16 protein-coding genes are annotated in these 14,280 nt (G+C 65.2%); 7 read left to right on the top strand and 9 right to left on the bottom strand.

What is annotated here, in order from left to right:
* Positions 1–5 precede the first annotated feature (5 nt).
* Genes AC1ROB_RS01500 through AC1ROB_RS01490 form a run of 3 tightly spaced genes read left to right on the top strand, consistent with a single transcriptional unit; the run spans position 6 to position 1,591 of the window.
* Positions 6–497, top strand: coding sequence for a PAS domain-containing protein (locus tag AC1ROB_RS01500; RefSeq protein ID WP_492972530.1), 492 nt, complete (start codon positions 6–8; stop codon positions 495–497).
* A 51-nt stretch (positions 498–548) separates the two neighbouring features.
* Positions 549–1,037: a hypothetical protein gene (locus AC1ROB_RS01495; RefSeq protein ID WP_492972532.1), complete on the top strand. Its 489-nt coding sequence runs from the start codon at positions 549–551 to the stop codon at positions 1,035–1,037.
* A gap of 59 nt (positions 1,038–1,096) precedes the next feature.
* On the top strand, positions 1,097–1,591 hold the full coding sequence (locus AC1ROB_RS01490) for a PAS domain-containing protein (protein ID WP_492972533.1): 495 nt from the start codon (positions 1,097–1,099) through the stop codon (positions 1,589–1,591).
* On the opposite strand, the gene AC1ROB_RS01485 is transcribed toward AC1ROB_RS01490, so the two are convergent.
* From AC1ROB_RS01485 to AC1ROB_RS01460, 6 genes are all read right to left on the bottom strand, one after another.
* A complete protein-coding gene (locus AC1ROB_RS01485; protein ID WP_492972534.1) occupies positions 1,592–2,110 on the bottom strand; it encodes a DinB family protein in 519 nt (172 codons plus the stop codon).
* Positions 2,111–2,178: 68 nt separating this feature from the next.
* On the bottom strand, positions 2,179–2,532 hold the full coding sequence (locus AC1ROB_RS01480) for a bleomycin resistance protein (RefSeq protein ID WP_492972535.1): 354 nt from the start codon (positions 2,530–2,532) through the stop codon (positions 2,179–2,181).
* Between the two features lie 68 nt (positions 2,533–2,600).
* Positions 2,601–3,755: a TAXI family TRAP transporter solute-binding subunit gene (locus AC1ROB_RS01475; protein ID WP_492972536.1), complete on the bottom strand. Its 1,155-nt coding sequence runs from the start codon at positions 3,753–3,755 to the stop codon at positions 2,601–2,603.
* 35 nt (positions 3,756–3,790) lie between these two features.
* Entirely contained in the window at positions 3,791–5,827 is a 2,037-nt protein-coding gene (locus AC1ROB_RS01470; protein WP_492972537.1) for a TRAP transporter permease, read from the bottom strand.
* 118 nt (positions 5,828–5,945) lie between these two features.
* Positions 5,946–6,362, bottom strand: a complete 417-nt coding sequence (locus AC1ROB_RS01465) for a DUF1127 domain-containing protein (RefSeq protein ID WP_492972538.1) — start codon at positions 6,360–6,362, stop codon at positions 5,946–5,948.
* 44 nt (positions 6,363–6,406) lie between these two features.
* Entirely contained in the window at positions 6,407–7,006 is a 600-nt protein-coding gene (locus AC1ROB_RS01460; RefSeq protein WP_492972539.1) for a TetR/AcrR family transcriptional regulator, read from the bottom strand.
* Positions 7,007–7,170: 164 nt separating this feature from the next.
* Between AC1ROB_RS01460 and AC1ROB_RS01455 the strand changes: the two genes are divergently transcribed.
* Both AC1ROB_RS01455 and AC1ROB_RS01450 read left to right on the top strand, forming a co-directional pair.
* Complete coding sequence (locus AC1ROB_RS01455; RefSeq protein WP_492972540.1) at positions 7,171–7,779, top strand: dioxygenase family protein; 609 nt, start codon at positions 7,171–7,173, stop codon at positions 7,777–7,779.
* A 67-nt stretch (positions 7,780–7,846) separates the two neighbouring features.
* Positions 7,847–8,476 (top strand): LysE family translocator, encoded by a 630-nt coding sequence (locus AC1ROB_RS01450; RefSeq protein WP_492972542.1) that lies wholly within the window; start codon positions 7,847–7,849, stop codon positions 8,474–8,476.
* Positions 8,477–8,479: 3 nt separating this feature from the next.
* Here the strand turns inward: AC1ROB_RS01450 and AC1ROB_RS01445 are convergent, their stop codons facing one another.
* The 3 genes from AC1ROB_RS01445 to AC1ROB_RS01435 form a co-directional block, all read right to left on the bottom strand.
* Positions 8,480–9,250 carry a substrate-binding periplasmic protein gene (locus tag AC1ROB_RS01445; RefSeq protein ID WP_492972543.1) on the bottom strand — a complete coding sequence of 257 codons (771 nt, stop codon included), beginning with the start codon at positions 9,248–9,250 and terminating at the stop codon, positions 8,480–8,482.
* A 93-nt stretch (positions 9,251–9,343) separates the two neighbouring features.
* Positions 9,344–9,844: a hypothetical protein gene (locus AC1ROB_RS01440; RefSeq protein ID WP_492972544.1), complete on the bottom strand. Its 501-nt coding sequence runs from the start codon at positions 9,842–9,844 to the stop codon at positions 9,344–9,346.
* Between the two features lie 139 nt (positions 9,845–9,983).
* Positions 9,984–10,478 (bottom strand): hypothetical protein, encoded by a 495-nt coding sequence (locus AC1ROB_RS01435; RefSeq protein ID WP_492972545.1) that lies wholly within the window; start codon positions 10,476–10,478, stop codon positions 9,984–9,986.
* A 94-nt stretch (positions 10,479–10,572) separates the two neighbouring features.
* Here AC1ROB_RS01435 and AC1ROB_RS01430 point away from each other — a divergent pair, with 94 nt between their 5' ends.
* Both AC1ROB_RS01430 and AC1ROB_RS01425 read left to right on the top strand, forming a co-directional pair.
* Positions 10,573–11,352, top strand: a complete 780-nt coding sequence (locus AC1ROB_RS01430; protein ID WP_492972546.1) for an SDR family NAD(P)-dependent oxidoreductase — start codon at positions 10,573–10,575, stop codon at positions 11,350–11,352.
* Positions 11,353–11,391: 39 nt separating this feature from the next.
* The gene (locus AC1ROB_RS01425) at positions 11,392–14,184 is read left to right on the top strand and encodes a [protein-PII] uridylyltransferase (protein WP_492972547.1); all 2,793 of its coding nucleotides are present in this window, start codon (positions 11,392–11,394) and stop codon (positions 14,182–14,184) included.
* The last annotated feature ends 96 nt before the right edge of the window (positions 14,185–14,280 follow it).

Below are 14,280 nucleotides of genomic sequence, written 5' to 3'. Positions count from 1 at the left end.
GCGCCATGGCTTTCACCAGCCGAGACGCCGATTTCACCATTCTGGTCGCCGACGAGCAGCTGGAAACCCTGCGGCTGAACCGGCTGTACGGGAGCTGGCGCAAGGCCGCCTCCGGCGGCGCGCTGCCCGGCGCGGCGTTTCTCGATCCGCAACAGCACGACTATATCGCCGCCATGCTGCTGGTGGTGGATGTGGTCTGCGAGGACGATCGCCAGCGCTACCGCTATCGCAGCGTCGGCAGCCATTTCATCGAGCATCTCGGCGTCGATCCGGCCGGCACCTATATGGACCAACATCCCGAATCGTACTTTGCCGAGCGTGCCATCCGCGCTTGCGACCTGGTGGTGCAGACACGCCGGCCGATCCATGCCCGGGCCCAGCGCGACATCGATGGCCGCAGTTTCCGCATCGAGTTCCTGCTGCTGCCGGTGGCGGGACCCGATGATGCCGTCGGCAGCCTGCTGATCGCCCAGCTCTACACGCCCGCGTCGGACTGAAGCGGGCGGCAGGATTGATTCCGGCGGCCTCCGCCCCCTATGCTTGCGGCAATGCCGATCACCAGCAGCAGCGACGCCGATTTCACCATCCTGGTTGCCGAGGAACGGCTGGAAACCATGCGGCTGGATCGCTTCTATCGCGACTGGCGCAAGGCGATCGTGGATGGCGCGCTGCCGCCACCGGCTTTTATCGATGCCCAGGTCTACGACTATCTGACCGGCGCGCGGCTGATCTTCGATGTCGAGTCCAGCGGCGAAGGCCGGCGTTACCGCTATCGCCATATCGATCCGCAGATCCTGGTCTACAGCCCGCGCGACATGACCGGGCTTTATGTTGACGAGCATGCCGAGCCCTATTTCGCCGAACAGACGGTGCGGGCCTTCGACCTGGTGGTGGAGTCGCGCCGGCCGATCCATGCCCGGGTGCACCGCGCCGTCGATGGCCAGGGCTTCACCATGGAATTCCTGATCCTGCCGCTCGCCGGGGCCGGCGGCGCGGTCGACGTGCTCTTCGTCGCGCAGCTCTTCAGTCGGGCCTGAGGTCATCATTCCTGCGGCCCGCGATTGTGGGCGGCGGCGCCTGCCTTTATTCTCGCGCCATGACCTTCACCAGCGGCGATATCGACTTCACCATCCTGACCGCTGACGAGCAGTTACAGACTCTGCGGCTGAACCGGCTCTATGCGGCCTGGCGGCAGGCCGCGGGCGTCGGCAGCCTGCCGTCGCCGGATTTCATGGCGTCGACGGGCCATGACTATCTCTCGGCCATCCTGGTGGCGGTCGATGTTGAGGCGACCGAGGGCACGCCCCGTTTCCGCTATCGCAGCATCGGCTCCCATATAATCCAGCATCTGCGCTTCGACCCCGTCGGCAGCTATATGGACCAGCATCCGGAATCCTATTTCGCCATCCGTGCCCTGCGGGCCTGCACCATGGCGGTCGAAACCCGCCGTCCCGTCCATGCCCGGCTGGCGCGCGAGATCGACGGCCGCGATTACGGCGTCGAAGCCCTGCTGCTGCCGGTCGGAGATGGCGGCACGGTGCAGCATCTGCTGATTGCGGAGATTTTCACGCCGGCCGAGCCGGCGGCCTGACTATGCCGTCTCGCGGATGAAATGAATCAGGTCCAGCGCCGGCGGGCTGGCGCCGGCATGGCTGAGCAGGCCATGGACCTGGCCGCGGTGATGGGTCTGGTGATTGAAGGAATGCATCAGCGGCGGCAGCAGCGGATCGGTGAAGGTCTCGTTGCGCGTGTTGGTGTAGGTGAAGCTCGCATGCAGCGTCGTTTCATCCACGGCATCGCAGAAGGCAATGATCTCGATATCCTTCGCGTCGCGCGCGGCCCGTAAAGACGCGAGATCCGCGTGCAGGATCTGGTCCAGCCTGGTGATATGCGCCGGCAGGTTGCCGCTAAAGCGGCCGAACCAGATGCTGTCGCCGACCAGGATATGATTCAGCGTGGCGTGAATGCTGCCGAAAAAGCTCGGCCGCGCCGCATGGTAGTCGGCGGCGGAGAGCGTGGCGCAGGCATCGTAAAGCCGGCGGTTGGCCCACTGGTTATAGCGGCCGAAGCGGCGGATATGGTCGAGCAGAAGGGTCTGGGTCTGGGGCATGGGCGTAGCCTAATCCGGTCGGCGGGATTCCCGAAGCGCAGAATTGTCCGGCTGCAATTGCAGGAAATTCAACGCAGCACATGACCCACGCGCAGCAGGTTGCCGTCGGGATCGGTAAAATGGAATTCGCGCAACCCCCAGGGTTTGTCTTCTATGGCGCTGAACCGCGGCAGGCCGAGCGGCTGCCATGCGCGATGCAGACTGTCGGCATCGCTGCAGCGGAAATAACAGGCCGACATGCTGTTCTTCGGCTCCAGCAGGATCGGGGCTGCGCCGCTGCAGTCGGCGAAATGCAGTTCGTAGTCATCGCGCACGATCACCAGATAATCGGGATAGCGGTTCTGCCGCCCGAAACCGAGGCGGTGATAGAAGGCTGCCGTGCGGTCAAGATTGGCCGATGGCAGGATGGCGATGGCAGGCATGACGGCGCTCCAAAAGAAAACGGCCCGCCGTGAAGCGGGCCGTCATCATACAACCTGCTGTCCGGCGCTTACCACTCGGTAAGAACGGGCTCCATCTTCGCTGCGGTCAGCGCATCGGCGCGCGCCTTCATCCAGCCTTTCATGAAAGCGGCCTCGTCGGCATGGCTGCCCTTGTTGTGGCCGGCCCAGGCATCGGCCAGCACCTTCTGGCGCTGGATCAGGGCGGCGTTGCTCTTGTCGTATTCCGGCTTCCAGACGCCGATCTCCTTGAAGTATTTGATCGCGCCCTCATGCACCGGCACCACCCAGTCGAAGACCTGGCGCTTGATGTCCCAGCCGCTGTTGCCCGGCGCGGCATCCTTGTAGTCGGGGAAGAGTTCGACCATCGCCTTGGTCATCGCATAGACCATGCCGGCGTCGATGTTGTCGTAGGTCATCAGCACCGGATAAGGATAGGTCGCGGCTTCCACGGTCTTGGTGGCGCTCAGCTCCGGGCCTTCGGCACCCATGAAGGGCACGAAGAACGGCGCCTTGCCCTTCAGCCGCGCCCAGCCGGCCTTGTCGCCATGCGGCACGGTCGGATACTGGATGCCGCGCGGGCTGGAGGCGAGCTGATAGGCCGGGCCCGAGATCGACGAGCCGAAGGCGGCATCCACCTGGCCGTTGATCATGCCCTGCATGGCCTGGCCGAAGCCGCCGAATTCCACGCGCTGCACGTCGTTCCAGGTCAGGTTGGCAAAGGCCAGCAGCGCCGTGATGTTCTGGTTCAGCGACGGCGCGCCGATCACCCAGGCGACCTTCTTGCCCTTCAGGTCGGCCATGGTTTTGATATTGGCGTCTTTCGCCGTCATGATGGTGAGCAGCGCGTCGGAATTGTTCAGCAGCAGCGAGCGTACCGGCTGCGGACCCCAGTCCTTGGCGCCGAATTCATAGACCGCTTCCTGCGCCATGTAGGTGCCGCCCACGCCGTTGGCGGAGAAGGGCACCTTGCCTTCGCGCAGCGGCACGGTGCGCGACACGTCATTCTTGCCGGGCAGCACGCGCAGCGTGATGTTCTGCTTGTTCTTGAGCGCGTTGCCGACGGCGACGGCCTGGTTGTAGCCGCCCGAGCCGACATCGTAGGCCGTCCAGGTCAGCTGGTCGGGCAGCTTCTGCGCCGATGCCGCCGTGGACAGGGCCAGCGCAGCAACAGCGCCGAGCAAAGAATAGGTGTAGTGACGCATCTCTGGTTTCCTCCGGTTATACGTTTATGCGATTTTTATGCGGCCAGTCTGTCGCGGTTGCTGGCTTTCAGCAACAGGAAAGCGCCGAGTGCGAGTAACGCGCCGGTGATCTCCAGCGTTGTGTTGCTCATGGCGATCAGGCTGCCGCCGGGCGAGGCGAGTGCGATGCCGCCGAACAGCAGCATGACGCGCGCCAGAATGCGCAGCGGCGATCCGTCCAGCCGTCCGCCGCCGACCAGATAGCCCTGCAGCGCCGAGGCGATGAAGGCGACGCCGGGGAAGGCGGTGGCGATGACGATGGCGACCTCCCAGGGATCGCCTTTCAGGATCAGGGCCGGATTGAGCGCGAAGAAGAACGGCACGATATAGACCACGGCGCCGAGCCGCATGGCCTGGATACCGATCGCCATCTGGCTGACCCGTGCAATGGGGGCCGCGGCGAAGGCGGCCAGCGCCACCGGCGGCGTGATGTAGGAGATCATGCCCCAGTACATGATGAACAGATGCACGCCGAGCGGATCGAGACCGGCCTTGACCAGCGGCGGCGCCAGCACGATGGCGAGGAAGATGTAACAGGCGGTCACCGTCATCCCCAGCCCGAAGATGAAGCTGGTGATGGCGCCCATGATGAGCAGGATGATCGGCTTGTCGCCAGCCAGATACACCAGGTCGGTGGCCAGCGTGCCGGCGAGACCCGTCACCGAGAAGGCGCCGATGATGAGGCCCGAGCCGAGCAGGATGGCGACCAGTTCGGCCAGCGCGCGGCCGACGGCGGTGCCGAGATCGAGCCAGCCTTTGAGATTGAGCCGGTGCGAGGGCAGGCACTGGTTGATGAGCAGCAGCAAAGCCGTGGCATAGAAGGGCGCACTGGCCTCGCGCTGTTCTTCCAGCATCAGGTAGATCAGCACGGCGAAGACCAGGATATAGAGCCAGCCCTCCTTCATGGTGGCGCGCACCGAGGGCAGTTCTTCCTTGCGCATGCCCTTGAGGCCGAGACGGGCGGCGTAAGAGTCGATCTGCACCATCAGGGCGAAATAGAACAGCAGGCCGGGGATGGCGGCCGCCAGCGCGATCTCGGCGTAAGGGATGCCGAGAAAGCTGGCCATCACGAAGGCGGTCGAGCCCATCACCGGCGGCATCAGCACGGCGCCAGTGGAGGCGACGGCCTCCACGCCGCCGGCATAGTCGGCGCGAAAACCCGTGCGCTTCATCGCCGGAATGGTGACGACGCCCGATGAGATCACGTTGGAAATCACGCTGCCGGAAATGGATCCCTGCAGGGCCGATGAGATCACGCCAACCTGCGCGGCGCCGCCGCGCCAGCGGCCGACCATGGCAAAGGCGATATCGTTGAAGAACTTGCCGCCGCCGGTATGGTTCAGCGCCACGCCGAAGACGATGAAGCCGACGACGATCTCGCCAAAGGCCCGCATCGGAATGCCAAACGCGCTTTCCGACGAGACGATGTGATAGGCCATGGTGTCGCCGAAGCTCTGGCCGATGCCGCGGAACACGCCGGGCAGGTCGTCGGCGATGATCGGATAGAGCGCCATCGCCAGGATGATCAGCGTGAGCGTCAGGCCGCCGGTGCGGCGGGTGGCTTCCAGGATGATGAGGCAGAGGAAGGTGCCGAGAATCTTCGCCGTCAGCGGCGATGCGAATTCCCAACCCTCGGACAGGATCGCGTCGGCCTTCACGCTGAACCAGGCGATCATGGCCATGGATGCTGCCGCAATCAGCCAGTCATACCAGGGGGTGCCGGGCGCGGCGCGTTTCGGATCGAAGGGATAGACGAGGAAAACCACCGGCAGGGTGACCAGCGCCAGCAGGAACAGGTAGCGGTTCTCGATCAGCGTGATGCCGAAGAGCTTCACGTTGAACTGGACATAGAGGACCAGCAGCAGCGACAGGATGGTGAGGACGATCAGCACCAGGCGCGGCGCACCGGTGACATCGCGGTAGGCCAGCTCCTCGGTCATCTTCTCGGCGGCGGATACATCCGGCGCCGGCGGCAAGGCAGAGGCGTGACCGCTCTTCTCGGCGCGCGACTCTGCGCCGGCATCCTGCTGCATTGTATGACCCCTCCCTGTGGCCGACTTGCTGTCGGTCCGATTGTCGGACCAACAGCTTAGGCATCGATCACCGGAGGATCAACTCACCGAATGGCGAGCGGTACAAGACGATAATGACTTACGCCGTCTGACCGTCGGCCGGGTGGTCGCGCAGCAGCATCGGCTTCTGCCAGAAGGGCTGTGCGGCCTCGAAGGCGGCGATGCCGGGCGAAATGCCCGCGTCACGCAGGGTTGCGGCATCGACCTGGGCCAGCGCCCGGCGTGCCTGCACCCGCTGCTGCCAGGTGGCGAGCGTCTGCTTCAGCACCGGCAGGGCCAGGCTCCACCAGGGCTGATCGAGCTGGTCGAACACGGCGGGATTGCTCACGCCGTCGAGCCAGCGCAGGTCGGCCTTGGTCGGCGCGATCACCAGCTTGGGGCCAAGCCAGTCCGGCCGCTCGCCGGTCGGCTTCAGCTGCCGCAGATTTTGCGCTGCACCAGAACGATCGTGCTTTTTCGGGAGGGTCTGAGGGGACTGTTGTGCGATCTGGGTCATGGGGAGGCTCTTTTCTTTAGGTCGTCGGGGGAGGCGTACTGAAATCAGTGCGTGGCGGCTGACCGGTCCAGAAGACTGCGGAAAGCGGTTTCGGCGCGTTCGACGGCGGCGGCATCGCGCAGCAGCCGGCGGAAATAGGTCAGGCTGAGGAAGATGCCCTGCAGCTCGTAGGCAAACTGTTTCGGGTCCAGGTCGGCGCGGAAATGGCCTTCCTGCACGGCGATCTGGGCGCTGCGGGCGAGCGTCGCCTGCCACTGGCCCTGCATCTCGGCCAGATGGTCGCGCACCGGACCCGGCTTGTCGTCATATTCTGCCGACAGCGTCACGAACAGGCAGCCGCCGGGCATGTCGTCATTGTGCAGGCTCCAGTCCAGCCATTCCCGGAACAGCACCTCGATGCGCGGCCGGCCGCGCGGCGCTTTCATGGCCGGCTGCCAGATCGTGGCCATGAAGCGCTGGGCCGCCTCGTCCAGCATGGCCCGCTCCAGCTCCTCCTTGGAGCCGAAATGGGCGAACAGGCCGGATTTCGACATGTTCAGCCGGTCGGCCAGCATGCCGATGGAAATCCCCTGGAAACCGTCGACGCTGGCGGCGCGGAGGGCCTCGGAGAGGATGGTTGCACGGGTTTGCTGGCCTTTGCTCATGGGGTGAATATACGAACGGTCGTGCTGAAAGTCAAAACCAAACCGCGGAGCGGACGTGACGGGGCGCACAAACCGGCAGTTTGGGCCCGGACCCGGGCGCAGGGGCCGGAGCCGGATGCCGTGAAGGCCGGGCACGATCTCAGAGCCACGGAGTTTCCCTGATCATGACCACCCGACGCGCCCTTCTTTTGCAGGCGGCCCTGTTTTCCGGCCTGCCGGCCGTCACCGCGCTCTCGGCGCTTGCCCAGTCGCGGCAGCTGCCGCTGAAACCCACGCCGGCCTGCAGCGACGGTCATGCCGGCCAGCCCGGCCCGACGCCGGAGCAGACCGAAGGGCCGTACTACTCGCCGGACTCGCCGCAGCGGACCAGCCTGCTCGAACCCGGCATGGCCGGCACGCGGCTGCGGCTCGGCGGCCTGGTGACGGGCCGCGACTGCCGGCCGCTGGCGCATGTGCTGGTCGATCTCTGGCATGCGGATGCGAACGGCGTTTATGACAATGCCGGCTATCGCCTGCGCGGCCACCAGTTCACCGATGCGCAAGGGCGTTGGCAGTTCGAGACCATCGTGCCGGCACTCTATCCGGGCCGGACGCGGCACCTGCATGTGAAGCTGCAGCCGCCGCGCGGCGACATCCTCACCACGCAGCTCTATTTTCCAGGCGAGCCGGGCAATGCGCGCGATCCGATCTTCGACCGCCGTCTGCTGATGACGGTGGCCGGCGACGCCGATGCCCAGATCGCACGCTTCGATTTCGTGCTGCCGGTCGGGTGATGCGAAATTGCTCCCGTGACAATGCCGCGCTTGATCCGGCGGCGGGGCGGCGCGATATAGTGCCGCCATGATGGACCTCGCCACCCTGCTCACCTTCACGCTGGCCGCCTTCGCCCTGGCGGCCACGCCCGGTCCCGACATGCTGCTGGTGATGACGCGCAGCGTCGCGCAGGGGCGCACCGCCGGTCTGGTGACGCTGGCCGGCATCTGCGCCGGCTGCTATTTCCATGCGATCATTGCCGGCCTTAGTCTGAGCGGCGTGCTGCTGATGGCGCCGGTGATGTTCGAGATCATTCGCTGGGCCGGCGCGGCCTATCTGCTGTATCTCGCCGTGCAGGCCGTCCGCGGTGCCGGCGGGTTCCTGCCGCCCAACCCGGCGGCGCCGGCCCTGCCGCTGGGCACGCTGTTCCGCCAGGGTCTGCTGACCAACATTCTCAATCCGAAAGTGGCGCTGTTCTTCCTGGCGCTGTTCCCGCAGTTCATGCAGCCCGATCCGCAGACGGCGCTGGCGCAGGCGCTGGTGCTTGCCAGCGTGCTGAATGTGGTGGGCGGGCTGCTCAACGGCGGCATCGTGCTGGTGGCCGGGCGGCTCGGCGAGTGGCTGTCGCAGCGTCCCGGCTTCGTGCGCTGGCAGAACCGCCTGCTTGGCGGCGTGTTTGCGGCGCTCGCGCTCAGGCTGGCGCTGGACCGGCGCTGAACGTCAGTTGATCTGCGGCGCCTGCAGCAGTCCGGCCATCTCACCGCTGCGGATCATGGCATTGCAGGTTGTGGTGAACGCGGCGGCCACCTCGGGTGCGGTCTTTTGTCCGAAGGCCAGGTAGAGCTTCATGCTCAGGTCCGGCAGGGCGAGGAAATTTTCGACGGGATCGCCGCGCTCGCCCATCTCGCGCACGCGCTGGCGAATGGCGGCCGGATGCGAGGCGATGGCGTCGACCCGGCCATAGAGCAACAGCCGCAGGGCTTCATTTTCATCGGCGGCCGGAATCACGCTGACGCCATTGCGTTCCAGATACAGCGTCTTCACATCCTGGGCGACACCGGCGATGCGCCAGGTTTTCAGATCGGCAACGCGGGCGGCGGCCAGTTCCGTGCGGTTGCGGCGCCGGAACATCTGCACTTCGTAATCCAGCACCGGGCAGACCCAGTGGAAGCGCGTCTCGCGTTCCGGACTACGGGCGAAGAGGGCGATCAGGGTGTTGGGTTCGTTTTCCGTGGTGGCCAGCGCGCGGGCGAAGGGCAGGATGTCGAGCGTGGCCGGGCGGCCGAGACGATGGCTCAGCGTCTCGATCAGATGCGCTGTCGGTCCGGCGGCTTTGCCGTCAGGGGCGGTGACCGTGTAGGGGACGAAGGGCGCGGCGACATAATGGATGGTCGGCAGGTCGCTGCCACGGGCCGGCAGGACGATCAGCAGCCAGCCGGCCAGCATGATCGTCAGGATGAAGAAAGCGGAGCGGAGCGGCGTGGCCAGCATGGCACATGGTATAGAGACGCGCTGCGCCACCCGGCAGGTAACTTTCCGGCCACCTCACGCCAGGGTCATCATATGCCCGCGGATTGGGCAGTGTCAGAGGCGGGCAGCCTTGACGCCTGAGACTTCGGCATGGCCGTCCAGGATGGCCGCCTTGATGGTTTCCAGCCCGCGCTCGAATTCTTCGATGCGCTCGCGCAGACCGCGCAGCTCGTCCAGCGCGATCTTGCTGATCGGCCGTTCGCTCTGGGCATATTCCAGCACCATGGAAGCATAGCGGCCACGCATTTTGGCCAGCGATTTCAGCATGGTCTCGATCTCGTTGGGCTCGATGCGGCCGAGCGCCCAGACCATCTGCGCCTGGGTGATCTCTTTCTCACGGATAATGATCTGCTGCACATACTGACGCGCATTCAGCGCCGCGGTGACGGCTTCGACCGGGCCTTCCCGCAGCGCCAGGCGCTCGCGGGCGGAAAGCCCGGCATCGGCCATGGATTTGGTGCTGGCAGGGCTGGCCTGGTTCGCCGATTTCATGGCTGCCTTGAGATGGGGCTCGGCCTTTTCGGCCTGGCGCAGCGACAGCAATGCAATTCCCATGGCGGCAACTCCTGTGCGGATCGGTCTGTTTCCACAAGGAAAGGAGCAAGCCGCGTGCCATGGTTAAAATGGCGGATTATCAGGAAATATAATGAGGCAGCAGCCTGCCGGGCGGCAGATTCTGCCGACAGAGTCCGTCTTACGGGGCCAGGGCCGGCGCCGCCATGCTGGCGATGCGGTTGTCGAAACGCAGCTCCAGCAGCCAGTCTTTCGGCCGGGCGCGGTATTGCGCCATCTGGTCCGGCGTGAGGGCGAATTCGGCCTGGGTGGCCTGGGCCGCCGGCCGGCTGCCGCCCCCGCCACCCATGGGAAAGCTGATCCCAACGCCGGTGCCGAAGCCGCCGCTGGATCCGGCCGAGCCGCCGACCCCGACGGTCGGGCGATTCCAGCTCTCGTTGCCACCGCCGGTCCGGCCGGTGCCTTCGGGCTGGCTCAGACGCTGGGTCAGCACATGGCGGCCATCCGGCATGGTCAGGCGGGCGTCGCGCAACGGCTGTTCGGACAGCACCCGCATATACAAAAGGCCGGTCTGCTCGCCCTGCCAGACGGCCACGCGCGGCGCGGTCGTTTCGGCGCTGCTGCAGGCGGCCAGGACCAGAAGGGCAAAGGCAATGAAGACGTTGCGGAAGGTCATGGCATCTATATAGGGGCGGCGGCCGTGGGTTCCCATAGCCCCGGACGAACGTTTAAGCTGCCGCAACATCTCGTAAAAAAGACAGGGAAACGTCATGGGCGGCACGCTTTTCGATCTCAAGGACAAGGTGGCGGTGATCACGGGCTCCAGCCGCGGCATCGGCCGCGCGATTGCCCTGCGCATGGCCGAGCATGGCGCAAAAGTCGTCGTCACCAGCCGCAAGGCCGAGGCCTGCCAGAAGGTGGCGGACGAGATCCAGGCTTCCGGCGGCGAAGCCATCGTCGTGCCCTGCAATGTGTCGGACAAGGCGCAGCTGCAGGCGCTGGTCGATGCCACCGTGAAGCAATGGGGCAAGGTCGACATCCTGGTCTGCAATGCCGCGGTCAATCCCTATTTCGGCCCGTCGAAGGACATCCCCGACGAGGCCTTCGACAAGATCATGGCCGTCAACATCAAGTCGAATCACTGGCTGGCCAACATGGTGGCGCCGGGCATGGCCGAGCGCGGCGACGGCGCCATCATCGTGATCTCTTCCGTGGGCGGCCTGTTCGGGTCCAACACGCTGGGCGCCTATGGCATCTCCAAGGCGGCCGACATGCAGCTGGTGCGCAACCTGGCCGTCGAATGGGGGCCGCAGAATGTGCGGGCCAACTGCATCGCGCCGGGCCTGATCCGCACCGATTTCGCCCGGGCGCTATGGGAAAACCCCGAGATCTCGAAGAAAGCCACGAAAGGCTATGCGCTGCGCCGCATCGGCGAACCTGACGAGATCGCCGGGGCCGCCGTGTTCCTGGGCTCCGCTGCCGGCAGTTTCATGACCGGCCAGACCATGGTGATCGATGGCGGTGGCATGGTGAATTTCCAGTCGGTCTGAATATAGGGCTTTGTAACGAAACGCCTTATATAAGCAGGTATGAGCTTCCGGCCCCTGATTCCCGATCCGCGCCAGATCATCGACCGCAAGGCGTTGACGCTGCAGCTCGATGCGCTGGGCGGCGAGGGTACCCATGGCAGCAAGGAACAACGTGCCCAGGCGCTGGTGCTGCTGAAGGCCGCGCTGACCCAGGGCCGCAAGGTGGTGCGCGATCGTTTCGAAAGCGGCACGCCGGCGCTGGCCACGCGCCAGTCGCTGGCCTTCCTCACCGACCAGGTGATCCGGCTGGCGCATGACTTCACGGTCAACCGGGTCTACCGCCTGCCCAATCCGACGGCGGCGGAAAAGCTCTCGATCGTCGGCGTCGGCGGCTATGGCCGCGGCGAGATGGCGCCGTTCTCCGATGTCGATCTGCTGTTCCTGTTCCCCTACAAGCAGACCCCCTGGGGCGAGCAGGTGGTGGAATACATGCTCTACCTGCTGTGGGATCTCGGCCTCAAGGTCGGCCATGCCACGCGCTCGGTGGATGAATGCATCCGCCTTAGCTTAAGCGACATCACCATCCGCACGGCCATCCTGGAACAGCGCTGGATCTGGGGCGACCAGGAGCTGGCGCTGCAGTTGAAGACCCGCTTCCAGAACGACGTGGTCGCCAAGAGCGGTTCGGATTTCATCGAGAAGAAGCTGGCCGAACGCGACGAGCGCCATCGCCGCATGGGCGACTCGCGCTATGTGGTCGAGCCCAATGTGAAGGAAGGCAAGGGGGGCTTGCGCGATCTGCACACGCTGGTGTGGATCAACAAATATGTCTACGGCATCACCGACGCCAGCGAACTGGTGCTGCGCGGCCTGCTGCTGCCGGAAGAGCAGCGCTCTTACGTGCAGGCGATGGAATATCTGTGGACCGTGCGCATCCATCTGCACTATCTGGCCAACCGCGCCGAGGAACGCCTGACCTTCGACATGCAGGTCGAGATCGCCAAGGCCATGGGCTATGCCGACCGGCCGGGCCGCAGCGATGTCGAACGCTTCATGAAGAAGTATTATCTGGTCGCCAAGGAAGTGGGCGACCTGACGCGCATCTTCGCCGCCGCGCTGGAAGAGCGCCACAAGAAAAAGAAGCCACTGGCGGCGTTCCGCGCCAAGATCCGGCGGCCCAAGCAGCTCGATGGCTTCGAGGCCGATAACGGCCGGCTCAATGCCGGCAAGGCCGATCTGTTCGAGAAGCAGCCGATCAAGATGCTGGAAATGTTCCATGTGGCGCAGCAGCATGGGCTGGACATTCATCCCGAAGCGCTGCGCCTGGTGCGCCGGCATCTGAAGCTGCTGGATGGCAAGGTCCGTAACAATCCGGACGCCAACCGGCTGTTCATGGACATGCTGTGCTCGAAGCAGGATCCGGAAACCACGCTGCGCCGCCTGAACGAGGCTGGTGTGCTCGGGCGTTTCGTGCCCGATTTCGGCCGCGTGGTGGCGCAGACCCAGCACGACATGTACCACACCTACACGGTGGACGAGCATACCATCCGCGCCATTGGCCTGCTGTCGCAGATCGAAAGCGGCGCGCTGAAGGAAGATCACCCGCTCTCTGTCAACGTCATCAAGGAAGTGCTGTCGCGGCGCGTGCTCTATGTCGCGGTGCTGCTGCACGATATCGCCAAGGGCCGTGGTGGCGATCATTCCATGCTGGGCGAAAAGGTGGCCGAGAAGCTCGGGCCCCGCTTCGGCCTGTCGCCGGCGGAAACCGAAACGGTGGCCTGGCTGGTGCGCTGGCATCTCGCCATGTCGGCCACCGCCTTCAAGCGCGATCTGGGCGACGCCAAGACCGTGGTGGATTTCTCGCAGCTGGTGCAGAGCCCGGAGCGCCTGCGGCTGCTGCTCTGCCTCACGGTCGCCGATATCCGCGCCGTCGGCCCGACGATCTGGAACGGCTGGAAGGGCCAGCTGCTGCGCGAGCTGTATTATCGCGCCGAGGAATATCTCTCGGGCGGTTTCGCCGGCCGCGGCCGCGACCAGCGCATCGCCGAGACCAAGGAGAAGGTGCGCGCGGGCCTGAGCGGCTGGCCGAAGGCCGATATCGATCGCCTGCTCAAGCGTCATTACGAGAATTACTGGTACTCCAACGAGGCCGACGCGATCCTGCGCCATGCCCAGCTGATGCGCGAGGCCGATACGGCCGGCCGCACGCTGACCACGGCTACGCGGGCCGACCGCTTCCGCGCCGTCACCGAATTCACGCTCTATGCCCCCGATCACCCGGGGCTTTTCGCGCGCGTCGCCGGTGCCATGGCCTCGGTCGGGGCCAATATCGTCGATGCCAAGGTCTTCACCACCAATGACGGCATGGCGCTCGACAGCTTTTATATCCAGGACATGGACGGCGCGGCTTTCGACAAGGCGGACCGGCTGAAGAAGCTCGCCACCGCCATCGAACGCGCGCTGTCCGGCGATCTCAAGCTGCGCTCGGCGATTGCCACCGAAAAGCCGGGCCAGAACAGCCGCACCCGCGTCTTCAAGGTGGCGCCGCGCGTGCTGGTCGATAACACGGCGTCGAACCGCTACACCGTGATCGAGGTGAACGGCCGCGACCGGCCGGGCTTCCTCTATGACGTGACCCGCGGACTCTACGATCTCAATCTCACCATCGGCTCGGCCCATATCGCCACCTATGGCGAACGCGCCGTCGACGTCTTCTACGTGCAGGATCTCACCGGCATGAAGCTGACCGACAAGCGCCGGTTGCTGCAGATCGAAAAACATCTGCTGAAAAAGATCAGCCCGGCCGAGGACAAGCCGGCCGCCAAGACCGCCGCAGCCGCCAAGGCCGCCTGACCGGCGCAGGCTCGCCCCAGGGCGACATGGGGTTTTGAGCCGTCCACGGTCACAATTCGCCCATAGTCTTGGTCCCCATAATTGCCAATTCATAGA

Source organism: Ferrovibrio sp. GW821-FHT12F09, from assembly GCF_058806775.1.
The sequence above is the reverse complement of the archived record's forward strand: the minus strand, read 5'-3'. Positions and strand labels throughout refer to the sequence as shown.